The organism is Sphingomonas sp. LHG3406-1 (assembly GCF_029637485.1).
Lineage (GTDB): Bacteria > Pseudomonadota > Alphaproteobacteria > Sphingomonadales > Sphingomonadaceae > Sphingomicrobium.
In genome coordinates this window covers 688,329-711,470 of sequence record NZ_CP069128.1, presented here as the reverse complement: position 1 = coordinate 711,470, position 23,142 = coordinate 688,329, and the positions used below count along the sequence as shown (strand labels likewise).

The window sequence follows — 23,142 nt, the reverse complement described above, 5'->3', positions numbered from 1 at the left end:
CGGTGCACGTTTGCCAATCGTTTCGTCTCTGGTCTAAGACCGATCCGGGGCGGGGCTACGACGAGCGTGGCATGGACGCGTTGACGACACCCGCCCGGCCGGATCTTGATCCCGGCTTATGGCAGCAGCTTGCGGACCAGGTGCCGCATCTGGTCTGGATGGCGGACGGCAATGGCCACGCTTTCTGGTTCAATCGCCGCTGCGCGGAATATCTGGGGGTCGCCGCCGAGGATCTGGTCGGCAGCAGTTGGACCGACGTCATCCATCCGGAGGACGTCGAGCGGGTCGGCGTGGCCTGGAACGCGGCGGTGTCGACCGGTCAGGGCTATGAAGCCATCTACCGCCTCAGAGGTGCCGACGGCGGCTACCGCGATTTCCTGGCCCGCGCCGAGCCCGCGCGGGATGGCGATGGCAAGATCACCTGCTGGTTCGGAACGAGCACGGACGTGTCCGAACGGATGGCGGCCGAACGTTACCAATCCTATCTGGCCGGGCTCGAACTCGCCCTCCGCGGGGCGTCGACGGGTGCGGAAGCGAAGCAGGTGGTGGTCAGGCTGCTTGGCGAGGCGCTGAAGGCCGACCGGGTATTCTTCTGCGATCCGTGCCTCGAGGAACGCTCGGTTACCGTCGGCGAAGAATATCGCGCGGCTGGCATCGCCTCCCTCGTGGGCAAGCACCATTTTTCCGAGGAGGTGTTCGAACTCTACACGGCCGGCAAACCGATCGTGGTCGCTGATTACGCGCAGCATGGCGCGTGGGACAAGGACCGCGAACGTGGGGAGATCGCCGACCTCCCCTTCAGTGCCGTCCTCGACTTTCCGCTCGTTCGCGACGGGCGCCTCGTCGCCGTTCTCTGCGTCCACCAGGTCGTTCCCAGGCAGTGGACCGAGGACGAGGTGGAGCTGGCCATCGCGACGGCTGGGCGATGCTGGGATCGCGTCGAGCGCGTCCGTGCCGAGCAGGCCCTCAGCGCCGCCAACGCCCGCTTCCGTGCCGTTCTCGACAACACGCAAATGGCGGTGTTCCTGCTCGATGACCGCGCCCGTTGCATCTACGCCAATGCCGCCGCCGAGTCCCTGACCGGATATGCCTTCGACGAGATGAAGGACCGGTCGCTACACGACCTCGTCCATCATTCGAGGCCCGATCATACGCCCTTGCCGATGGAGGATTGTCCGATCGGGATGGCCATTCCCAGCCGATCCAAGATCTCCGGCGAGGAAATGTTCATCGCGCGGGATGGCAGCTTCTACCCTGTCTCCTTCAGCGCGAGCCCGGTGCTGGACGAGGATGGCGAGCCGATCGGCACGGTGCTCGAGGCCCGCAACATCGCGAACAAGCGTGCACGGCAGGCTGAGCTTGAAGCGAGCGAAGCGCAGTTCCGGACCACTGCCGAAGCGGTGCCGGGTCTGCTGTTCGTCACCGACCCGAAGGGAGAAAACAGCTACGTCAATCAGTTCTACAAGGATTACACCGGCATCGCGGAGGTCGGCGCCGGAGACTGGTGGAGCGGGGTCGTCCATCCGGACGATCTCGAATCCGTGTGGCAGGCGTTGAGGGTAGCGCGGGAGACGAGGCAAGATTTTCGGCTCGACTATCGCATCCGCCGCCATGACGGCGAATATCGCTGGCTTTCGACCAAGGCGAGCCCGACCCTCGGGGCGGACGGCCGCATCGAGCGATGGGTCGGCGTCAGCCTCGACATCCACGACCGCCGTGCCGCGGAGGAGAAGGCGCTTGCGGCGGCCGAGGAGATCGAGGCTATTTATTCCACGGCGCCGATTCGGCCTGACCGTCATCGATCGCGACTTTCGCTATGTCCGGATCAATGACCTTCTTGCCGGAATCAACGGCCTGTCCGCCGCCGATCATGTCGGTCGCACCGTACGCGAGATACTTCCGAACCTCGCGGATCAGCTGGAGGAAGCGCTCCGGCGAGTGCTCGGCGGCGAGGAAGTGCGGGGGGTGGAGATTACCGGCGATACGCCTGCGTTACCCGGCGTCATGCGGACCTGGCGAGAGAACATGCTTCCGGTGCGCGATGCCGACGGCACCATCAGCTCGGTCGCCATCTCGGCCGAGGAGGTCACCGCCGAGAAAGCCGCCGAGCGGGCCCTTGCGCAGTCGGAAGCCCAGTTCCGGACGCTCGCCGAAGCCTTGCCGGGCATGCTGTTCATCACCACCGCCGAGGGCGGGAACAGCTACGTCAACGAGACCTTCGCCGCCTTCTCCGGCTTGCCGAAGGAAGAATTGCTCGGGACTGGCTGGACTAGCATCCTTCACCCTGACGACGTTCGGACAGCATGGGATGCGTGGCAGAGGGCGGTGACCACCGGCACCGCCTACGAGGTTGAGTACCGGTTCCGCCGTCACGACGGCGAGTGGCGGTGGATTGCCTCTCGTGCGCTGCGCATTCCGTCGACGGATGAAAACGGTCGCGAGATGTGGGTCGGTACTTGCACCGACATTCATGCATCGAGAATAGCGGCCCAAGAAGTTGCTGCCGCTGAAGCGCGTTATCGTGCCGTCTTCGAGCAGGCTGGCGTAGGCGTCGCCCGCGTCTCACCGGACGGGCCGTTCCTCGAAATCAACGACCGCTACTGCGAGATCCTCCAGCGTTCGCGCGAAGAACTGCTTGGCAACGGGTGGAAACACATCACCCATCCGGACGATGTCGAGGCGGACGCCGCCAAGGTCGATGCGATGCTCCGCGGCGAGATCGACAGCTATTCGATGGAGAAGCGCTACATCGCGCCGGACGGCAGCGACATCTGGGTGACTCTGACGGTTGCTGCGCAGCGCGATGAGAACGGCAAGATTCTGTTCTTCATTCCGGTCGTCGAGGATCATCGCGCCCGGAAGGAGGCGGAGGCGGCCCTTCGTTCCAGCGAGGAACGCTACCGGGCCTTGTTCGAATCGATGGAGCAGGGCTTCTGCACCATCCAGGTGTCGTTCGACGATGAAGGACGACCCAGCGACTACCGGTTTACCGAACTGAACCCCGCCTTCACCCGCCACACCGGGCTCGACCAGGACGTGCTCCACCGCTCCGTCCGTGAGGCCGTGCCGGGTCTCGAGCAAAGCTGGTTCGATCGCTATGGTGAGGTCGCCCGGACTGGCATTTCGACGCGCTTCATCGATCATGCAGAGCCAATGGGCCGCTGGTTCGAAGTGTATGCCTTTCAGATCGGCGCCCCGGAGGAGCGCAACGTCGCCATCCTGTTCAGCGACGTGACCGATCGAATTGAGCGCGAGCAAGCTCTTCGCCGTAGCGAGCGGGAGATGCGACTGCGCCTCAACGCCATCCCGCAGATGGTCTGGTCGACGAGGGCCGACGGCTTCCACGACTTCTACAACGACCGTTGGTACGAATTCACCGGGACGCCGCTCGGATCAACGGATGGAGCAGGCTGGAGCGGCATGTTCCACCCGGACGACCAGCCGCGCGCCTGGGAGCGCTGGAACGCATCACTCCAGACTGGCGGGCCGTACGAGATCGAATATCGGCTTCGGCATAACGACGGAAGCTATCGCTGGGTGCTCGGCCGCGCGTTGCCGATCCGTAACGAAGCCGGCGAGATCGTGCGCTGGATGGGCACCTGCACCGACATCGACGACCGCATCGACGCGGAGCGCGCGCTGCAGTCGAGCGAGGGGCGTCTTCGCGCGATCATCGAGGCGGTGCCGGTCGGGCTCATGTTCGCCGATGCGGATGGACGCCTTACCGGCGCCAACGAGCAAATCGTTGACTTCCTTGGCCAGGAGATCCTCGAAAGCAGCAGCGTCGCCGACTACAAGGACGATTACGTCGCCTTCCATGCCGATGGCCGGCAGGTGGAAAGCGAGGAATATCCGCTCGCCCGGGCGCTCAAGGGTGAGACCAAGGCCGAGCTGGAATGCCGCATCCAGCGGGCCGACGGCAGCTTGCGCTGGCTGCGCTACGTCGCGGCACCCATTCGCAGCCGTTCGGGCAGGATCACCGGCGGGGTGGTCGCTTCGATCGACATCGACCGGGAGAAGCAGCTTACCGAGGGGCTGGAGCGGGAGGTGGAGCGGGTCATCGCCGAGCGAGAGGCTGCACAGGAGGCGCTACGCCAGAGCCAGAAGCTGGAGGCAATGGGCCAACTGACCGGCGGCGTGGCGCATGACTTCAACAATCTTCTGACTCCGATCATCGGCAGCCTTAACCTGCTCCAACGTAAGCAGGTGTTCGACGCCCGTACCGGGCGGTTGGTAGAGGGAGCGCTCGCCTCGGCCGAGAAGGCGCGCCTGCTGGTCCAGCGCCTGCTTGCCTTCGCCCGGCGGCAGCCGCTCCAGCCCCGCGCGATCGACGTGCGCCGAGTCGTCACCGAGATGAGCGAGCTGATTGACTCCACGTCGGGTCCGCGGGTGCGGGTGATGACGGAGGTAGCCGAAAACCTCGCGCCCGCGCTGGCCGACGGCAACCAGCTCGAGATGGCGCTCCTCAACCTCAGCGTGAACGCCCGGGACGCCATGCCGGACGGCGGCACGCTGACCATCGCCGCCCGTCACGGGGATATTGCCGGCAGCCGCAAGCTAGGGCTGTCCGACAAGCCGCACGTGGTGCTGAGCGTGAGCGACACCGGCGTCGGCATGGACGAGCTGACCCGCCGCCGTGCCATCGAGCCCTTTTTCTCGACCAAGGGAATCGGCAAGGGCACCGGCCTTGGTCTGTCCATGGTCCACGGGCTTGCAGCGCAGCTCGGCGGCGCGCTCGACATCCGCAGTGCCATCAGCGTCGGCACCACCATCGAACTGTGGCTCCCGGTCGCAAGCGGCTCGGTTTCGTCGGGAGACAGTCGCTTGTTCGAAGCGGAACGGCAGGGAGCCGGCACGGCCCTGCTGGTGGACGACGAGGAACTGGTCCGAACCTCCACCGCCGAGATGCTGACCGACCTCGGCTATCAGGTGGTCGAGGCCGAGAGCGGCGAAGCGGCGGCGAAGCTGGTCGCCGATGGGCTGCGTCCAGAAATACTGGTGACCGACCAGCTGATGCCGGGGCTCAGCGGCACCGATCTCGCCGTCCAGTTGCGTGAGAGGTTTCCCGAGCTGCCAGTGCTGGTCGTGTCGGGCTATGCCGACCTCGACAGCCTTTCACCGGCATTCCCTCACCTCAGCAAGCCGTTCCGCCAGGCGGAGCTGGCGTCGGCGCTGGACAAGGTGACCACCGGCTGACGGCTGGAAAGTACAGCCCTGCGCTCTATACCCCGCTTCATGAGCAGCAATAAGATGTGGGGCGGACGCTTCGTCGCGGGGCCATCCGAGGTCATGCAGGCGATCAACGCCTCGCTTCCCGTCGACGGCCGCATGTGGCGTGAGGATCTCGCCGGCTCGCGCGCTCATGCCGCCATGCTGCGCGATACGGGGATCATCGGGGCTGAGGATGCGGCGGCGATCCTGGCAGGGCTCGACACGATCGAGGCAGAGTTCGAGCGCGACGGCCCTCCTATCGAGCTCGCCCTCGAGGATATCCACATGGCGGTCGAGACCCGCCTTGCCGAGTTGATCGGCCCGGCTGCAGGCCGCCTCCACACCGCGCGGTCACGCAACGACCAGGTCGCAACCGACTTCCGGCTGTGGGTGCGCGGTGCCTGCCGGGAAGCTGCCGAGGCGATCGTCAGGTTACAGTCGGTGCTGATCGCGCGGGCGCAAGAGCATGCGGAAACGATCATGCCGGGCTTCACGCACCTTCAGGTCGCGCAGCCGGTGACTCTCGGCCATCACCTCCTCGCTTATGTCGAGATGCTGCAGCGCGATGTGTCGCGGTTCTTCGCCGCCGACGAGCGGGCAGGGGAGTGCCCCTTGGGCGCAGCGGCGCTCGCCGGCACCGGCTTTCCGATCGACCGCGAGGCGACCGCCAACGCGCTCGGCTTCGAGCGGCCGACCGCCAACAGCCTCGACAGCGTGTCCGATCGCGACTTCGCGCTCGACTATCTCGCCGCCGCGGCGCAGTGCAGCCTCCACCTGTCGCGGCTGGCGGAAGAGCTGATCAACTGGGCGAGCCCGCCGTTCGGCTTCGTCCAGCTGTCCGACCAATGGTCGACCGGAAGCTCGATCATGCCGCAGAAGCGCAATCCAGATGCGGCGGAGCTGGTCCGCGGCCATGCAGGCCGGATCGTCGGCCTGTTTACCGGGCTGATGATCACCATGAAGGGCCTGCCGCTCGCTTATTCCAAGGACATGCAGGACGACAAGGCGCCGACCTTCGAGGCGCATGACCTGCTTGCGCTGAGCCTTGCGGCGCTGGCCGGCAGCGTGGAGAGCGCGACGTTCAGGCCGGAGCGGATGCGCGAGGTGGCGGCGCAGGGCTTCGCCACCGCCACCGACCTCGCCGACTGGCTGGTCCGCGAGGCGGGCGTCCCGTTCCGCGAGGCGCATCACATCACCGGCCGCGCGGTGAAGGCGGCCGAGGACGCGGGCTGCGACCTCGCCGACCTGTCGCTCGAGACCTTGCAGGCAATTGACGGCCGTATCGACGATCGCGTCTACGACGTGCTGAGTGTCGAAGCGTCGGTGAACAGCCGGACCAGCCACGGCGGCACCGCGCCGGTCCGAGTTCGCGAGCAGGTCGCGCGCTGGAAGGCTTTACTGGATCTGTAGCTTCTTCCTGCGCTGGGCGGCGATGCGCAGGCGGAGGGCGTTGAGCTTGATGAAGCCCGCCGCGTCGCGCTGGTCGTAGGAACCGGAGCCTTCCTCGAAGGTCACCAGATCCTCGTCATAGAGCGAATAGGCGCTCTCCCGGCCGATCACCGTGGCATTGCCCTTGTAGAGCTTCATTCGCACGCGGCCGCTGACCATGTCCTGGCTCTGATCGATCAGCGCCTGAAGCATCTCGCGCTCGGGCGCGAACCAGAAGCCGTTGTAGATCAGGCTCGCATAGCGCGGCATGAGCGAGTCCTTGAGGTGCATCGCCCCGCCATCGAGCGTGATGCTCTCGATCCCGCGGTGCGCTGCGAGCAGGACGGTCCCGCCGGGCGTCTCGTAGACGCCGCGGCTCTTCATGCCCACGAAGCGGTTCTCGACCAGGTCGAGGCGGCCGATGCCGTTGTCGCGGCCAAGCTCGTTCAGGCGGGTCAGCAGCGCCGCCGGCGACAGCGCGACGCCATCGATCGCGACCGGGTCGCCGCGCTCGAAGTCGATGGTGATCTCGGTCGGTTGGTCCGGTGCGTCTTCGGGCGAGATGGTGCGCTGGTGGACGTATTCGGGGGCCTCCTGCGAAGGATCCTCCAGCACCTTCCCCTCACTGGATGAGTGGAGCAGGTTGGCGTCGATCGAGAAGGGGCTTTCGCCGCGCTTGTCCTTGGCGATGGGGATCTGGTTCTGCTCGGCAAAGGCGATCAGCTGCTCGCGGCTGGCGAACTCCCATTCGCGCCACGGGGCGATGACGCGGATGTCGGGCTCCAGCGCATAATAGCCGAGCTCGAAGCGGACCTGGTCGTTGCCCTTGCCGGTGGCGCCATGGCAGACGGCATCGGCGCCGACCGCGCGCGCAATCTCGATCTGGCGCTTGGCGATCAGCGGCCGCGCGATCGAGGTGCCGAGGAGGTACTGGCCCTCGTACAGCGTGTTGGCGCGGAACATGGGAAAGACGAAGTCGCGGACGAACTCTTCCTGCACGTCCTCGATGAAGATGTTCTCGGGCTTCACGCCGAGGAGCTCGGCCTTGGCCCGAGCCGGCTCGACTTCCTCGCCCTGGCCGAGGTCGGCGGTAAAGGTCACCACCTCCGCATCATATTGCGTCTGCAGCCACTTGAGGATGATCGAGGTGTCGAGCCCGCCCGAATAAGCGAGTACGACCTTGAGCTTAGCCATGTTTCTTCAGTCCTGCTGCAAAAGCCACATCAGCGCGCCGCGCGCCGTGTGCATCCGGTTTTCGGCCTGGCGCCAGATGGCGCTCTTCGGCCCATCGATCACGCCTGCGGTCACTTCCTCGCCGCGTCGGGCGGGGAGGCAGTGGAGGAACCAGGCGTCCGGCGCATGTGGCATCAGCGTCTCATTGACCTGGTAGGTGGCAAGGTCGACCATCCGCCGCTCGGTCTCGCTGTCCTGGCCCATCGATACGAACACGTCGCTGTAGACGATATCCGCGCCGGCCACTGCCGTCAGATCGGCGGTCTGGACGACACCCTCTGGCGCATCCGTCAGCTGGTAACCTTCAGGCGCGACGATGGTCAGTTCGGCGCCCAGCGCTGCGCATCCATGCGCCAGGCTGCGCGCGACATTGTTGTCGCCGTCGCCGACATAGGCGACGTTCACACCCTTGATCCGCCTGCACAGCTGGCGAATGGTGAGGAGGTCGGCGAGGCCCTGAAGCGGGTGGTCGGTGCCCGACAGCATGTTCACCACCGGCACCGGGCTCGCCGCCGCCAGCGCCTGCAGCAAGCCATGGTCGAACACCCGCGCGCAGATCACACCGTGATAGCAGGCCAGCGTACGGGCGACGTCCTCGACGCTCTCGCGCGTGCCGATGCCGAGTTCGCCGGCCGTCAGATAGATTGGGTGCCCGCCGAGCTGGTGAACCGCCAGTTCCATCGAATTGCGCGTCCGCGCGCTCGGCTTCTCGAAATAGAGTGCCGCACCCTTGCCTGCGAGAAGCGGGGCAGGAGGCGCCTCGGCCAGCGCAAGCATCGCCTCGATATCTGCGCGGGACAGGTCGGCGAGTGTCAGGAGGTGCTTCACCAGCTCTTCTCCGCCTGGATCATGGTTCCGATGCCGTGCCGGGTCAGCAGCTCGATCAGCAAGGCGTGCGGCACGCGTCCGTCGATGATGTGGGCGTAAGGCACGCCGCCCTCAACCGCTTCGAGGCAGGCAGTGAGCTTGGGGATCATGCCCCCGCCAACACTGTCATGCGCGATCCGGTCGCGCAATTCGGCGGCGGTCAGGCGCGGAACCAGGCTGGTTTCGTCGCTGGCATCCTCGAGCAGGCCCGGAGCGGCGGTGAGGTAGACGATCTTCTCCGCGCCCATGGCAATGGCGATGGCCTTGGCCGCCTCGTCGGCGTTGACGTTGAACGGCTGCCCCGTGTCGTCCGCGCCGATGGTCGAGACGACCGGCACCATGCCCCCGTCGAGCAGTTTCAGAAGATGCTCGGCCCGCACTTCGGTGACGTCGCCGACGAAACCCAGCGCCGCGTCGCGCTGCGTGACCTTGAGCAGACCGGCGTCCTCGCCCGAGACGCCGAGCGCCACCGGCTCGCTACCGGCCTCGCCGTTTATGGTGGCGACGAGGTCGCGGTTGATCTTGCCGACCAGCACCATGCGGACGATCTCGAGTGTCTCCGCGTCCGTCACGCGCAGGCCGTTCTGGAAATGCGGCTCCTTGCCCACCCGCCGCAGCATCGCATCGACCTGCGGCCCGCCGCCGTGCACCAGCACGCAGCGCACCCCGACCGAGCGGAGCAGCAGCACGTCCTGCGCCAGCGCGCGGTCGCTTTCGGGATCGATGGCCGCGCCGCCCAGCTTTACCACCACCGACTTGCCGGCGAACTTCTGGATGTAGGGCAGCGCCTCGACCAGGATCTCGGCCGTGCCCGACGGCGTCACCAGGCTTGTCGCAAGCCCTTCGCCATGGCTGGTTGCCGTCGCCGGCACGTCAAGGGACAGGATCTCGCTCATGAGGTCACGCTATTTTCTTTGATGTAGCCGGGGCCGAGGTCGACGCCGATGACCCGCGCTTCGCCGCTGCCGGCGCCGAGGTGCACTTCGATCTGGAACTCGGTTCCAAGCATATGCTCGGTCAGCGCCTGCGCGTCATGGGCGAGGTTCGTGCCGCCTTGCGCGACCCTGATTCCGCCATAGCTGACGAACGACTTGTCGACGTCAAGTGCCACTCCGGCCGAACCGGCGGCGGCCAGCAGCCGGCCCCAATAGGGATCGGCGCCATACCAGCTGCACTTGACGAGGTTGTTCTCGGCAATGTTCCTGGCCGCAATGCGCGCCTCGGCATCGTTCGCGGCGCCGGTGACGTGGAGGTGGGCGAGGCGGGTCATGCCCTCGGCGTCATGCGCCATCTTGAGCGTCAGCAGGCGGCACGCGTCTTCCAGCGCACGTCCGAAGCCGTCGAGGTCGGATGGCGCACCCTTGCGGCCGCTGGCGAACAGCATCGCCATGTCATTGGTGGACGTCGCGCCATCGACGTTGAGCGTGTTGAAGGTTGCGTCGCTCGCCGCCTTGAGCATGGCCTGCAGCGCTTCGTGCGGAACGTCGGCATCCGTCGTCAGGAACGCAAGCATGGTCGCCATGTTGGGCGCGATCATGCCGCAGCCCTTGGCCATGCCGCCGATCGTCCAGCCGTCGCCGCGGACCACGACTTCCTTTGCTTGCGTGTCGGTGGTGAGGATGCCTTTCGCCGCCTCCGCGCCGCCTTCGACCGACAGCCCGGCGCCAAGCTTCGGAATGGCCGGCAGGATGACGTCCATCGGCAGCGGCGTGCCGATGATCCCGGTCGAGCAGACCAGCACGTCGCCCGGCCCGATGCCGAGCGCTTCGGCTGTCGCCGCGCCCATCGCCTGCGCATCGGCAAGCCCGGCCGCGCCGGTCCCGGCATTGGCGTTGCCGCTGTTGACGACCACCGCCGCAGCCTTGCGGCCGCTCGCCTCGAGCAGTGCACGGTCGAGTTGCACCGGCGGCGCACAGAATTTGTTCTGGGTGAACACCGCGGCGCAGGTGACGGCCACGCGGTCCTCGGTCGCGAGAAGGGCCATGTCGGGGCGCGACTTCTTGATGCCGGCATGGAGTCCGGCGGCGACGAAGCCCCGGGGTGCGGTGACGCTCATGGAAACACTCCTTCCGCCGACAGGCCCGTAGCCTCGTCCAGGCCGAACATAAGGTTGGCGCATTGGATCATCTGGCCGGCCGCGCCCTTGCCGAGATTGTCGATCGCCGAGAGCGCGAGCACGCGGCCGGTCCGCGCGTCGTAGCGGGCAGTGACCACGGCGCCGTTGCTCCCCGCCACCCACTTGGTCGCCGGAGGATCGTCGCTGACCCGAACGAACGGCTCGTCGACATAAGCGGCTTTGAGCGCGGCCAGCGGCTCACCCGCGTCCATCGGGCGGGTCGCCGTCGCATAGCAGGTGGCGAGGATGCCGCGGGCCGTCGGCAGCAGGTGCGGTGTGAAAAGCAAGGTTGCGCCGAGCGCCTGCTCCATTTCTGCCGTGTGGCGATGCGTGAGGAGGCCATAAGCCGCGAAACTTCCGTCGACGGTGTTGAAGGCCGTGCCTTCCTTGATCGCCCGGCCCGCTCCGCTGACCCCACTCGCCGCATCGACGATCAGGCTGGCGGGATCGATCAGGCCGGCATCGACGAGCGGCTTGCAAGCGAGGATCGCCGCGGTCGGATAGCAGCCCGCCGCCGCCACCGCCTGGGCGCCACGGATGGCGTCGCGGTGAAGCTCGGGAATGCCATAGATGAAGCGGTCGAGCAGGTGAGGGGCCTCATGCGCCTCGCCATACCATTGTGCATAAACCTTGGCGTCATGCAGCCGGAAATCCGCGCCGAGATCGACCAGCTTTGCACCCGTCGCGAGGATCGCCTCCGCCCACTTCTGGCTCTTACCATGGGGAAGAGCCGCGAACACCAGGTCGATGCCGTCCAGCGCATTCAGGGTAAAGCGCTCGACCTCGAGCGCGCCGAGAGAGCCCCCAATATGCGGATGGACTGCGCCAAGCGGTTGCCCGGCCTGGCTGTCGCCGAATAGCCGCACGGCGTTGATGCCCGGATGGCGGGAAAGGAGCCGGATCAGCTCGCCGCCGACATAGCCGGAGGCTCCAAGGATGGCGCTTCGAATCATGGGAGGGCGGCTATGGTCCTGTTTGCATCCACATGCAAGTTCGTGCATAAATCACGCATGACCGATGCTCGCAACCGACGTCTGGCGGCGCTTGCCGACCTGCTCCGACGACATGTCCTCACCCGCCAGGACGAACTCGTCGCCGCCTTGCGAGAGGCCGGTCATGAGGTCACCCAGGCGACCGTCAGCCGCGACCTGGACCAGCTTGGCGCAGTCAAGATCCGCCGTGGCGGCGAGACGCGTTATGCTCTTTCCGAGCAGCTTGACGCGGTTCCTGCCGGCGAGATGCGCCTTCGCCGCCTGTTCGCCGAATGGGTGCGGGCAATCGAGCCGGCGGCGAGTCTTGTCGTGCTGAAGACCCCGCCCGGCTCCGCCCATCTGGTCGGAGTCGCCCTCGATGCCGCCGCGCTCGAGGCTGTCGCTGGGACCATCAGCGGCGACGACACCCTATTCGTCGCCTGCCGCTCGGTCACGGAAGCGGAAGAACTTGCGCGCTCATGGCAAGCTTGGCTCGGAACCTGACGGGCGCGTCACGACTTGCACGAGCATGAGCGGCCCAAGCCTCGGCATCCTGACCTTCCACAAGTGCATCAACTACGGCTCCTACTGGCAGGCGCGCTGCCTGGCGGAGGGGCTGGAGGCGCGCGGCGCTACCGTCGAGCTGCTCGATCACCATTGCCCGTCGGTCCGCCGCGCCGAACTCCGCTGCGCCCTCGAGCCGACCCTGCCGGAGCGCACGCCAGCCGGGCACCGTGCCGCCTACAAGGCCAAGACCCGCCTGTTCGAGGAGGCCTTCGCCGGCTTGCCCCTGTCCGAAACCTTCTCACTCCACGATGCGGCCGAGCTCCCTTTCCATGACGCCATCGTGGTCGGGTCCGACGAAGTGTGGAACCTCGCCCACCCCTGGTACAGCTACAAGCCGCTCTTCTATGGCGAGACCCTCAAGACCGACCGGCTGATCTCCTACGCCGCAAGCTTCGGCAATTATGATGCCGCGCGCGGTCTCGACGCCTTTTGGGCCGAACGTCTCGCGCGCTTCTCGTCGTTGTCGGTGCGCGACGAGAACAGCCGGGAGATCGTCGCGCAGGCGCTCGGGACGGAGCCGCCGATCGTGCTCGACCCTTGCCTCGCATTCGCCGACCGCATCCCGCGCGAGGCCGAAGAAGGGAGCGATCCCTACGCCCTCGTCTATGGTCACGGCTTCCCGGACTGGCTGGCGCCGCTGGCGCGCGACTGGGCACGGAGCCGCGGCCTCAGGCTCCGCAGCATCGGTTACGGCTGCGCCTTCGCCGACGAGGAATGGATCGAGGCAGGTCCGCTCGACTTCGCCCGTGCCATGGCGGGGGCGGCGGCGGTGATCACCAATTTCTTCCACGGCTGCGTCTTCGCGCTGGCGATGGACCGGCCGTTTGTCGCCTGCGTCACGCCCTATCGCCTCAACAAGGTGCGCGACCTCACCGCGCAGCTCGGCGCGGAGCGTCACCTGCTGCGTGAAGCGCCATCTCCGGGAGACTTCGCTGCCCTTCTCGGCAAATCCCCCAGCTCAGAGGTCCACCGCCGCATCGCCGACCTGCGCACCACGTCCACGGCCTTCCTCGATGCCGCCCTCGCCTGAGCTGTCGCCAGCGGAGATCGTCCGTTCGGACCTGTGTATCGGCTGTGGGGCCTGCACGCTGACCGCTGCGGACAGCGCCATGCGCTGGGACCGTGACGGCTTTCGCAAGCCCGCCGGTGCCTTTCTTGGGCGCCCGTCCCGGGCCGTCGCCGAACGCTGCCCGATGAGCCCGGCCGCTGCCAATGAGGACATGATCGCCACCGGCCTCTTCCCGGCGGCGCAGGACTTCCACCTCGGCCGCACGCTCGGTGCCTGGATCGGTCATGTCGCAGAAGGCGAGTGGCGCGCGCAGGGCAGCTCCGGCGGCCTGACCAGCTGGGTTGCGGGCGAGCTTCTGCGCACCGGCAAGGTCGACGCCGTCGCCCATGTCGTGCCCGAAGCGGTCGAGGAGACCGGCCGCTTCTTCGGCTATCGCCTGTCCCGCTCGCTCGGCGAGCTGAGCGCTGGTGCCCAGTCGCGCTATTATCCGGTCGACCTCGCCGCCGTGCTGCGCGAGATCGCCGCGACACGGGGACGCTATGCCATCGTCGGCGTGCCCTGCTTCATCAAGGCGGTGCAGCTTGCCCGTCGTGCCGACCCGGTCCTCGCGGAACGGATCACCCACACGTTGGGCCTCTTCTGCGGCCACCAGAAAAGCGCGCATATGGTCGACAGCTTCGCCATCCAGCTTGATGCCCCCATGCGGGAGGTGCGCGCAGTCGACTATCGCAAGAAAGACCCCGGTCGCCCCGCCAATTGGTATCGCGCCGATCTCGCGCTTGCCGACGGCTCGCATCGGGCCGGGGACTGGATGCATCTCGCGGATGGCGACTGGGGCGCGGGCTATTGGCAGAATCCTGCCTGCGACTGGTGCGACGACGTGGTCGCCGAAACGGCCGACATCAGCTTCGGTGATGCGTGGATCGAGCCGCACAGTTCGGACGGACGCGGCACCAATGTGGTGGTCGTCCGCTCGCCGGCCCTGCATGCCATGATCGAGAGTGCGCGGGCCAACGGGCGCCTCGCGCTCGAGCCGTGCGCTAACGAGATGGTGGTGAAGACGCAGGCCGCCGGGTTTCGCCACCGCCGCCAGGGTCTCGCCTATCGCCTGACCTGGGCCAAGCGCGGCCTCCGCCCGGTAAAGCGAGTCACTCCTTCCGCCGCGCTTCCGCTCCGCCGCAAGGCCATTTACCGGCTTCGACGCCTGATCACGCGCATGAGCCACCTCATGTTCCGTGTCGCGCGTAGGACCGGCAGGCCAGGGCTGGCCATCGCCTGGGCGAAGCCTGCGCTCCAGCTCTACCAGGCGATCGCCTGGGGTGCCGGGTCACTCGGGCGCTGGATCGACCGCATCGCCCCGCGCACCGGAGCCTAGAGCTTCAGCTTCCGCCGAGCGCCTGCCACAGGGTAATGCGCGCCCGGCGTGCCCGGCCTTCCGCTGCCGCCGCCCGCTCCCGCGCGAATATCGCCTGGCGCCGGGCGTCGATCACGTCGAGGAAGCTGGTCAGCCCAGCACGGAAGCGCGTTTCGGCGAGCCTCGCGGATCGGTCGTTGGCGGCCGCCTCGTCCAGCGCTGCCCTGAGCTCCCGGTCCGCCGCGGAGACCAGCGCGTAGCCGCCTTCCGCATCGCCAAGCGCGGTGAAGACGGAGTCGCGATAGTCGGCAAAGGCCTCGAACGTGCTCGCCTCGCTGCGTCGGATGTCGGCCTGAACGCGGCCGAAGTCGAGCAGGGGCCCGGCCACATCGCCGCCGACCGATGCGCCGATGGCATCGCCATCGAACAGCCCGCCGACGGTCAGCGACAGGAGGCCGAGTGCGCTCGACAGGGTCAGGCGTGGGAAACGGGCGGCGGCGGCGGCGGCGACCTCTGCGTCGGCGGCCCGCAGCCTCGCCCCGGCCGCGAGCACGTCGGGCCGGTTGCTGAGCAGGGTCGAGGGCAGGGCAGGAGGCGGCAGCGGCAGGCTTGACGCCTGCGACTGCGTGGCGAGCAGCCGCTCCACTTCCGCCGCCGGCCGCGCGGTCAGCGTCACCAGCCGCCCCAGGATCCGCGCCCGCTCGCTGCCCAGCGCTTCGAGGCCGGTACGGCTTCCTGCCGCGAGCGTCTCCGCCCGCACCCGGTCGGCGCCCGGCGCGATGCCGGCCCGCTCGCGGACGCCGGCAAGCTCGGCGAGCCGCTCGGCTGCCGCAAGATTCTCTCGTGTCTGTGCCTCGCGCGCGGAGAGCGTCCGCCAGTCGAGCACGCTTCCGGCAATTTCCGCGACCAGCGCGAGCCGCACCGCCGCCGCATCCGCGCTCGCCGCGTCGATCCGTGCCAGCGCCGCCCTTTGCCGTGCGCGAAGGCCGCCGAACAGGTCGGGATCCCAGCGAGCGGACAGGTCGGCCCCGAATGTGGTGCGCGTCCGGTCGATGCTGATGCCGGGAAGGTCGGGGATGCCGACCTGCGCCTCGCTCGACCGCGCGCGATCGACGGAGAGGGCGCCGTTGACCTCGGGCAGGCGCTCGGCCCGTGCGCGGTCCGCATTGGCCCGCGCCGTGTCGATGCGCGCCAGTGCGGCGGCAAGGGTCGGCGCATCGGCCAGCGCCGCTGCCGACAGCGCCGAGAAGGCGGGATCAGCGGCCGGGAGCAGCGCCGCGACCTGCCCCTTGCTTTCCGCATCGGGAGCGAAGCGGAAGGCCGGCGGGAGGATCACCTCGGCCGCGGTCGGCAGCTTTCCCGGGCCCGCCACGCAGGAAGCGAGCGCCAGTGCGCCAACCCCCAATAAAAGCGCGCGCATCATTTGGCCGCCGCCTTGCGCTGTTTCGCCGGTCGCGCCGGGATGAAGGCATCGACCTGCTGGCCGACACGGAACAGCCCGTCGTCGCGCTGCGGAAGCTCGTAGATGAGCTGGAGCACGCGAACGTCGACCCGCTCTGCCGCGCTGTTGGTGAGCGAGCGCTTCGGGATCACCTGCGGCTCGGCGCGGACGAAGCGGGCCTGCACCTGCCGGTCCGCCGCCCCGCGGGGACTGACCGACGCCGGCTGGCCGAGCGCGACCCGTGGTGCCTCGTCCTCGTCGACGTCGATGCGGATGTTAAGCGGCCGCGTCTCGCCCATCTGCAGGTAAGGCGTGCTGTTTGAGCCCTGCTGGCCGGCCTGGACGAATTCGCCCGGGCGGACGTCGACACGGAGGATTTCGCCGCTGATCGGTGCGCGGACGACCAATCGGCCGAGCTCGACCGACGCCGAGTTGCGGCTTGCCTGTGCCGCGGCGAATTGCGCCTCGGCCAGCCGCCGCCGCTCCCGCGCGGCGCTGACGTCGCCCTCGGCGCGGATCACTTCGGTCCGGGAGATGGCGGCGGGATCGCTGATCTGGCGGTAGAGCGCCAGCTGGCGCGCTGCCGTCGCCTCCGCAGCGCGTGCCTCGCCGATGCCGGCACGGGCCTGGGCGATCGCAGCTTCCGCTTCGACCAGCCGTGCCCGTGTCGCACGCTCGTCGACCTGAAACAGCGGCTGCCCGCGGCTGACATAATCGCCCGCGCGCACCGAGACGGCCGTGACCAGTCCGGACAGCGAGGTGCCGATGTCGATCACCTCGCTGGACGGCTCGACCACCCCGGCGCCGGCCACGCGAGCCGCATCGGCAAGCGCTCCTGTCGCGCGCGCCGGGGTTTCGTCCGGATCTTCCAGCTTGCGGTCGGGGAGTCCGCGCCAGATCAGGAAGGCAGCGATTACCAGTCCCACCACGGCGATGATCGGCAGGATGTTGCGCGAGAAGCTGGGACGGGAGGAAAGCAGCGCCATGGCCTATCTTTCGTGGCTCGGCACGTCGGTGCCGTCGTGGGTGATGCGGCCGTCCTCCATGACGAGGATGCGGTCGGCGAGATCGAAGATGCGATTGTCGTGGGTGACGATGATGACCGACCGGTCGCTCGCCACCGCCACCTCCCGCAGCAGGTCCATCACGCGCCGGCCCGACCTGGCGTCCAGCGCGGCGGTCGGCTCGTCGCACACCACCAGGCGGGGTTCGTGGACGAGCGCGCGGGCAATGGCGACACGCTGCTGCTGTCCGCCGGACAGCTGGTTCGGAAGCTTGTGCGCCTGGTCACCGATATTGAGCCGGTCGAGCATCGCCCGTGCCCGCTCGGTGGCTTCTCGCCGTTCCATCCCCTTCGCGATCAGGGGCACGGCGGCGTTGGAAGCGGCGTCGATGGTCGGGATCAGGTTGTACTGCTGGAAGATGAAGCCGATCGTGTTCAGCCGGAAGTCGACCAGCTTTCGGTCGCTCAAGCTGTAGATGTCGGTCCCGAACACCCGCACGCAGCCTTCGGTCGGATAGAGGATTCCGGCAATGATCGAGATGAGCGTCGTCTTGCCGGAGCCGGACTCACCGACGAGATAGGTGAGCTGCCCGGCCTGGATGTCGAGGTCGATGCCGTGGAGCACGCGCAAGATCTGCCCGCCCGCCTCGAAGTCGCGGGCGATGCCGGAAACGCTGATCGCCGCGCCCCTGTGGGCAATGTCCGCGCAGCCGCTCACCGGAACACCGCCGCCGGTTCGGTCCTCAGTACGCGCCGAAGCGCCAGCCAGCCCGTCGCCAGGATGATCAGCGCGATCCCCGCAAGGCTTAGCAGAGGAATCTGCCAGGGCGTGTAGAAGCCCTTGAAGTCGACGCTGGTAGCTCCGCCAATGCTGATGAACAGGGCCGCCATGAGCACTCCGAGGCCATAGCCGATCAGCCCGACCAGCCCGGCCTGCGCCGCTACCATCCGCCGGATGATGCCATTGTGCACGCCGATCGCCTTCAGCGCGCCGAACTGCTTGATGTTGTCGCGGATGAACAGGCTGAAGGTCAGGCCGACGATGGCGATTCCGACGATGAAGCCCAGCGCCACCGTGATCCCGAAGTTGATGGGGATACCGGTATTCTCGATGATGAAGTCGATGCCGTCCTGCGCGAAGTCTTCGCGAGTGCGGGCCTTGAGGCCGGTCTGGTTCTCGATCCTCCGCACCAGGTCCTTCGGCGAGATCCCTGGGGCGGCTCGGGCAAGCACGAAGCTCAGCCGGTTGCGCGTTCCGGGCACGTAGTTGAGGGCGTTGGAATAGCGGGTGTAGAGCACGACCTGGCTGGTGAAGCTGGGATCGACATCGACGATGCCGCGGACCACGGCCCGCTGGTCGTTGAGCTCGAGCCGGTAGCCGATCGGGTCCTCGCCCTCCTTGAACAGGCGCGTGCTGCCGACCCCGTCGACCAGCACCGAGTCCGGGCTCTGCAGCGCGTCGCGGCTGCCCTGAATCATCTTGCGGGGAAGGCCGATCAGGGTCGTGTCGTCGACCCCCACCACCGTCACGCCTTCGAGGTCACCGTCGTTGGTGCGGACGGCGGCATTGGCGCGAAGGTGCGGCACCGCCCAGGCGACTCCCGGCACCGACCGCACCTTGTCGAGCGCGGTCGAGGGCATTGGATAGATGACGTCCTGGGTGCGGCTCACCGGATCCATCACCCACACGTCGACTGTCGCGATATTGTTCACCGCCGTTGCGCCGCGGCCGATCAGATTGACGAAGATGGTCAGCTGCTGGGTGATCAGCAGCGTCGAAAAGGCGATGCCGAAGACGAGACCGTAGAACTTCTGCCGGTCGCCGGTCAGCATTCGGATCGCGATCCAGATCATGACGTCCTTGGAGCCGCCAGGGGCGGATAAGCTTGCCAGACGCGTCACGGGCGCTCATGATGCTGAACGCTGTCGTTCAAATGAACGGAACCGTTCAGTTTGTCAACATCCCCGAAGACCAGGCGCGGACGCTCGACCGATCTCCAGAAGAGGGAGGAGATCGTACTCGCGGCGACGAAGGCCTTCTTCGATCACGGCTATGCCGCCGCCAGCATCGAGGCGATCGCGGCGGATGCGGGTGTATCAAAGGTCACCGTCTACAATCACTTCGGCGACAAGCGCGGCCTGTTCGCGGCGGCGGTGGAGCATGAATGCGAGAATATCCGCGGGCAGCTGCTGTTCGACGATGCCGGCAACGGCATCCGCGAGCGCCTGCTCGCTTTCGGCCATAGCATGATTGCCTTCCTGTCGCGTCCCGAGATGATCCGCTTCGAGCAACGCATTGCCGCCGAGGTCGAGCAGGAGCCGGAGCTTGGCCTCTGCTTTCTCGAAGCTGGCCCGCGCCGGATGAAGTTGGCGCTCGCAAGCCTGCTGGAGCGCGAGCAGGAGCGTGGCACGCTCATCCTCGACGATCCCCTCCAGGCTGCCGAACATCTCGCCGCCATGTGCAAGGGGCTTGCCGACATGGAACGCCGCTTCGCCGGTCGCGTAGACGCCGTCGCCGCCGACCGCCGCATCCGCTCGGCGGTCGACCTCTTCCTCAAGGGCTATGGCAAGCGTGAGGACCAGGGGGCTCCGGCCGCAAGTTAGGAAGCGGCGTCCATGCTCGTCTTGCCGGGGGACTTGCCGCTCTTGCCTCCAAGCACGGACCGTGCGGCCGACGTCAGCTCGCCAAGGAAGCCACGCCCGCTCCGGTTCAAGAGAAGGCAGGCGAATGTGACGGCATAGGCAGCGGCGACAGCAAGGCCGATCGCGACCAGCGGATTGCCCGACTGCTCGACCACGGACGCCCAGAAGGCACCGGCCGGAATCATCAGCGCGGCGCTGAGCACGAAGGGGAGGAGCGCAAGGGAGAGGTCTCGCAGGGACACCGCTCCGGTCCGTGTCGCATACCAGAGCATCAGCGGTGTTCTCATCAGCTCTGCGATGGCAAAGGAGGCCGCCACGCCGGTTACGCCCCATTGCAGCCCGACCACGAACGCCACGGTGAGGAAGAAGCTCGACGCGACGCTGGAGACGAGGGCCTCGCGGGAGCGGCCCTGGCTGATGAACAGCATGGTCAACGGTCCGGTGGCGAGCTGCCCGAGCGTGGCGACGGCCAGCCACGAGAAGATGGGTGCGGCGGCAACCCATTGTTCGCCCATGACGAAGGTGATGATCTCGGCGGACGCCACGATCAGGACGAGGGTGCCGGGCAGGGTCAGCAAGAGGCTGAACTGGAAGGCGGTCACGAACAACTTGCGGTAGCGCTCGGCGGCCTGCCTGTTCTGGCTGAGCATCGGCACCAGCACCCGGAACATCGGCATGTGCACGAACAGGATGGGCAGGAGCACGACCTTGGACGCCCGCTCGTAAAGACCGAGTGGAGTCGCTCCGAGGACCCGTCCGATGAGGATCTTGTCGACATTCTGCCCGAAGTAGGTCGCCAGGTTCGCCACCGTGATGTTCGCACCGAACACCAGCAGGTCGCGGACCTGCCGGAGCGGGGCGGTCCGGCCCGGTCGCCACCTGCTCAGCATCCAGGCGAGCAGACAGGTCGAGGCGATGGTGCCGAACGTCAGCAGGAAGATGGCCCAGTAACTGCCGGTCAGATAGGCCGTCCCGATCGCCAGCGACGTGCCGATTGTCAGCGATAGCACGTCGATAAGGGCGAGGCGGCCGAAGCGGAGCTCGCGGGTGAGGATGTTGGTGTGCTGGGAGGTGAGCGCACCAAGGATCATGATCGCGCCGGACGCCGCGGTGAGCATCTGGACCCTCGGCTCTCCGTAGAAGTCGGCAACCCAGGGGGAGATGAGGACGAGCAGGGCGCCGAGAAGGGTGCCGGCAAGGACGTTGATCCAGAAGATCGTGCTGCGTTCCTCGTCGGAGATGCTCTCGCGCTGGAGCACGGCCACGCTCAGGCCCGCCTGCTGGAAGATGGTGGCAAGGGCGATGATCGGGAAAACCATGGCCGTCACGCCGAAGTCCTCGGGCGTCAGAAGCCGCGCGAGAACGACGATCGCGAGCACCTGAAGGAGGACCTTCATCGCAGTGGACGCGCCGGTGAGGAGCGTGCCCCGGATCGCCGATCGCCGAACCCCGGCAACTGGTGACGGCGGCAATTCGGGCTCATCGATGGGGGAAGCGGTAGTTGTGGTGGTGATCCCCTGGGTCCTTGATCGGGTCCGACCGCTCGGTCAGGTTCGCCGCGCTGGAGCGGTCACCTCGCCACGGCAAGAGCATGCTGTCCTGCTGCTTCAACCTTCCGCGGCATGGGCTTCGAAGGCCCGGCCGCGTCCAAGATTGTCACGCAGCCGGAATTACGCACCACGCCGCGATAGGCTCCCATATGGTGGCGAGCCCGGTCCGCCAATTGCCGCTGCGCCGGCGATTGCTCAGGCTGGAGCAGCCGAAAGGCGTGGCCGGAGCTGCTGGCGAGCCCGCGCAAGCCAGCTTCGCAACTTGCGGACGGTGCGCCTCGCGAGGCTGATCCTGCTCACCGCATGATATTGCGCAAGCAGGGGAGCCATCTGCTCCTGGAATTGCCCGAGATCGCCGGAGTTCCTTGCGTCAGCGAAGACGGCCGAGCTCTCGAGCGCGATGCGCAGCCGAAGATCATAGACCTTGCGCCGTGATGGCGACGATTCCAGCTCCGGTGGAACGCGCTTGCGCGGAGCCCATTGCCCGGCTTCCACTCGGCGGGCGAGGCGGTGCATCAGGCCCCGCCGGCGATGCCTCAAACCTGGGTCCTGGCTCTTCGCGATCGTGTCCGGATCGGTCTCTGTCATGAGGAGGTCGCCGTCCCGCTCGGCAGCCGCGAGGATCTCGTCGAGCGCGCTAGACCGGACCACCACGATGTTGGTCCCGCGCGGATCCTCGACATGGCCCGGCAGCCAGGCGTCGCCAATCGCGATGTCGGCGCATTCCGCCAGCACGTCGTCGCAATATTCGCAGGCCGGATTCTTGAACAGGCCTTCGCCCCAGTCGCGCCCGTGCACGCTGCTCATCGGATAGCTCTGCTCGACCGCGCTTCCGACCTCGCGGAAGGCAAAGCCATAATCGGACGCCTTGCGGTCGAACAGCTTGCGGCGGAAGTCGATGGCTTCGACCTTCCCTGGCGGGGCACCTTTCTGCCAGGCGAGATACTCGCCGAAGTAGCGGCTCTTGAGATGGCCGCAGACGAGTCCCACCGTGAAGCGGACATGGCCTTCCGGAATATGGCCGGACTGTTCGAGCAGGCGGACGGCCTTGATGAAGCAGGGCGTGCCGACGACGGCATAGTGGCCCTCCTGCTCCATCACCTGCCGGAGCGCGTCTGCCATGTGGATCGGATAGTAGCGCGACTTCGCGCCGGTGCGGACCTGCTCCGGGTTCCGCGAGATGCCGTAGCGGAACAGCAGATCGTCGGGAGCGGTTTCGGGCGATGGATGGACATGGAGGACGGCGTCGACGAGGCCGCGCGCAAGGAGGGTCTCGAGCAGCCACGTGACCAGACCACCCGAACTGCCGGCTTCCCGGAACCGGCCCGTGGCGACATGCCCGACGAGGTTCCGCCGATACCGGCCGATCCGGTCGTCGGCGGGAAGCTCCGGATAGAGTGACGACGCAATCTCGGTCTCGTCGTCCGTGGCTCCGGACATCGGGCAGACGGTCTGGCCGGCTACCTCCCGGACCTTTGCACTTGGCTCATCCTGCCGTGCATTCGCCAGCCAGTGTCCTTCCTCGTCGAGCATCATGGACAATGTGTCGGGGAAGGCAGCGGCGCATGCGCCACAGCCGATGCAGTTCCGGTTCGAAATCACGCGGTCGAGTGTCGTCACCCTTTCACTGCCCCTAGCAGTTCCGACCGCCCCCCAAACGCTCAGTCGCGAACATCGTCCATTCGGAACGGCCCGCGCCAGCCCCTTCTTGCCGATGATGGAAGGACGTACGAAGGCCTCCATCTGTTT

Annotated in this window: 18 protein-coding genes; 7 read left to right on the top strand and 11 right to left on the bottom strand. The window is 67.2% G+C overall.

The window, feature by feature from the left end:
* Positions 1–71: 71 nt before the first annotated feature.
* The 3 genes from JOY29_RS03505 to argH are packed head-to-tail and all read left to right on the top strand — an operon-like array spanning position 72 to position 6,621.
* Positions 72–1,832, top strand: coding sequence for a PAS domain S-box protein (locus JOY29_RS03505; RefSeq protein ID WP_300974815.1), 1,761 nt, complete (start codon positions 72–74; stop codon positions 1,830–1,832).
* The gene (locus tag JOY29_RS03500) at positions 1,738–5,196 is read left to right on the top strand and encodes a PAS domain S-box protein (protein WP_300974814.1); all 3,459 of its coding nucleotides are present in this window, start codon (positions 1,738–1,740) and stop codon (positions 5,194–5,196) included. The genes JOY29_RS03505 and JOY29_RS03500 overlap by 95 nt, the downstream gene beginning before the upstream one ends.
* Before the next feature lie 54 nt (positions 5,197–5,250).
* Positions 5,251–6,621 carry an argininosuccinate lyase gene (gene argH / locus JOY29_RS03495; RefSeq protein ID WP_300975471.1) on the top strand — a complete coding sequence of 457 codons (1,371 nt, stop codon included), beginning with the start codon at positions 5,251–5,253 and terminating at the stop codon, positions 6,619–6,621.
* Here the strand turns inward: argH and JOY29_RS03490 are convergent.
* The 5 genes from JOY29_RS03490 to argC are packed head-to-tail and all read right to left on the bottom strand — an operon-like array spanning position 6,607 to position 11,808.
* Positions 6,607–7,833, bottom strand: coding sequence for an argininosuccinate synthase (locus JOY29_RS03490; RefSeq protein ID WP_300974813.1), 1,227 nt, complete (start codon positions 7,831–7,833; stop codon positions 6,607–6,609). The two genes, argH and JOY29_RS03490, sit on opposite strands and share 15 nt — an antisense overlap.
* Before the next feature lie 6 nt (positions 7,834–7,839).
* A complete protein-coding gene (locus tag JOY29_RS03485; protein WP_300974812.1) occupies positions 7,840–8,700 on the bottom strand; it encodes an ornithine carbamoyltransferase in 861 nt (286 codons plus the stop codon).
* Entirely contained in the window at positions 8,697–9,635 is a 939-nt protein-coding gene (argB, locus tag JOY29_RS03480; RefSeq protein ID WP_300974811.1) for an acetylglutamate kinase, read from the bottom strand. The genes JOY29_RS03485 and argB overlap by 4 nt, the downstream gene beginning before the upstream one ends.
* On the bottom strand, positions 9,632–10,795 hold the full coding sequence (gene argJ, locus JOY29_RS03475) for a bifunctional glutamate N-acetyltransferase/amino-acid acetyltransferase ArgJ (protein WP_300974810.1): 1,164 nt from the start codon (positions 10,793–10,795) through the stop codon (positions 9,632–9,634). The genes argB and argJ overlap by 4 nt, the downstream gene beginning before the upstream one ends.
* Entirely contained in the window at positions 10,792–11,808 is a 1,017-nt protein-coding gene (gene argC / locus JOY29_RS03470; RefSeq protein WP_300974809.1) for an N-acetyl-gamma-glutamyl-phosphate reductase, read from the bottom strand. Before argC ends, argJ begins: the two co-directional genes overlap by 4 nt.
* 57 nt (positions 11,809–11,865) lie before the next feature.
* On the opposite strand from argC, the gene JOY29_RS03465 reads away from it, so the two are divergent.
* Genes JOY29_RS03465 through JOY29_RS03455 form a run of 3 tightly spaced genes read left to right on the top strand, consistent with a single transcriptional unit; the run spans position 11,866 to position 14,777 of the window.
* Positions 11,866–12,330, top strand: a complete 465-nt coding sequence (locus JOY29_RS03465; protein ID WP_300974808.1) for a hypothetical protein — start codon at positions 11,866–11,868, stop codon at positions 12,328–12,330.
* A 25-nt stretch (positions 12,331–12,355) separates the two neighbouring features.
* Positions 12,356–13,423: a polysaccharide pyruvyl transferase family protein gene (locus tag JOY29_RS03460; protein ID WP_300974807.1), complete on the top strand. Its 1,068-nt coding sequence runs from the start codon at positions 12,356–12,358 to the stop codon at positions 13,421–13,423.
* On the top strand, positions 13,407–14,777 hold the full coding sequence (locus JOY29_RS03455; RefSeq protein WP_300974806.1) for a Coenzyme F420 hydrogenase/dehydrogenase, beta subunit C-terminal domain: 1,371 nt from the start codon (positions 13,407–13,409) through the stop codon (positions 14,775–14,777). The genes JOY29_RS03460 and JOY29_RS03455 overlap by 17 nt, the downstream gene beginning before the upstream one ends.
* Before the next feature lie 4 nt (positions 14,778–14,781).
* Here JOY29_RS03455 and JOY29_RS03450 read toward each other — a convergent pair whose 3' ends face one another.
* The 4 genes from JOY29_RS03450 to JOY29_RS03435 are packed head-to-tail and all read right to left on the bottom strand — an operon-like array spanning position 14,782 to position 19,054.
* A complete protein-coding gene (locus JOY29_RS03450; RefSeq protein ID WP_300975470.1) occupies positions 14,782–16,176 on the bottom strand; it encodes an efflux transporter outer membrane subunit in 1,395 nt (464 codons plus the stop codon).
* Positions 16,176–17,183 carry an efflux RND transporter periplasmic adaptor subunit gene (locus JOY29_RS03445; RefSeq protein WP_300974805.1) on the bottom strand — a complete coding sequence of 336 codons (1,008 nt, stop codon included), beginning with the start codon at positions 17,181–17,183 and terminating at the stop codon, positions 16,176–16,178. The genes JOY29_RS03450 and JOY29_RS03445 overlap by 1 nt, the downstream gene beginning before the upstream one ends.
* Positions 17,184–17,186: 3 nt before the next feature.
* Positions 17,187–17,918 carry an ABC transporter ATP-binding protein gene (locus JOY29_RS03440; RefSeq protein WP_300974804.1) on the bottom strand — a complete coding sequence of 244 codons (732 nt, stop codon included), beginning with the start codon at positions 17,916–17,918 and terminating at the stop codon, positions 17,187–17,189.
* A complete protein-coding gene (locus JOY29_RS03435; RefSeq protein WP_300974803.1) occupies positions 17,915–19,054 on the bottom strand; it encodes an ABC transporter permease in 1,140 nt (379 codons plus the stop codon). Before JOY29_RS03435 ends, JOY29_RS03440 begins: the two co-directional genes overlap by 4 nt.
* A 99-nt stretch (positions 19,055–19,153) precedes the next feature.
* Between JOY29_RS03435 and JOY29_RS03430 the strand changes: the two genes are divergently transcribed.
* Positions 19,154–19,804 (top strand): TetR/AcrR family transcriptional regulator, encoded by a 651-nt coding sequence (locus tag JOY29_RS03430; protein WP_300974802.1) that lies wholly within the window; start codon positions 19,154–19,156, stop codon positions 19,802–19,804.
* Here the strand turns inward: JOY29_RS03430 and JOY29_RS03425 are convergent.
* Both JOY29_RS03425 and JOY29_RS03420 read right to left on the bottom strand, forming a co-directional pair.
* Positions 19,801–21,315 (bottom strand): lipopolysaccharide biosynthesis protein, encoded by a 1,515-nt coding sequence (locus JOY29_RS03425; protein ID WP_300974801.1) that lies wholly within the window; start codon positions 21,313–21,315, stop codon positions 19,801–19,803. The two genes, JOY29_RS03430 and JOY29_RS03425, sit on opposite strands and share 4 nt — an antisense overlap.
* Positions 21,316–21,588: 273 nt before the next feature.
* Positions 21,589–23,013, bottom strand: coding sequence for a Coenzyme F420 hydrogenase/dehydrogenase, beta subunit C-terminal domain (locus JOY29_RS03420; RefSeq protein ID WP_300974800.1), 1,425 nt, complete (start codon positions 23,011–23,013; stop codon positions 21,589–21,591).
* Positions 23,014–23,142: the final 129 nt, after the last annotated feature.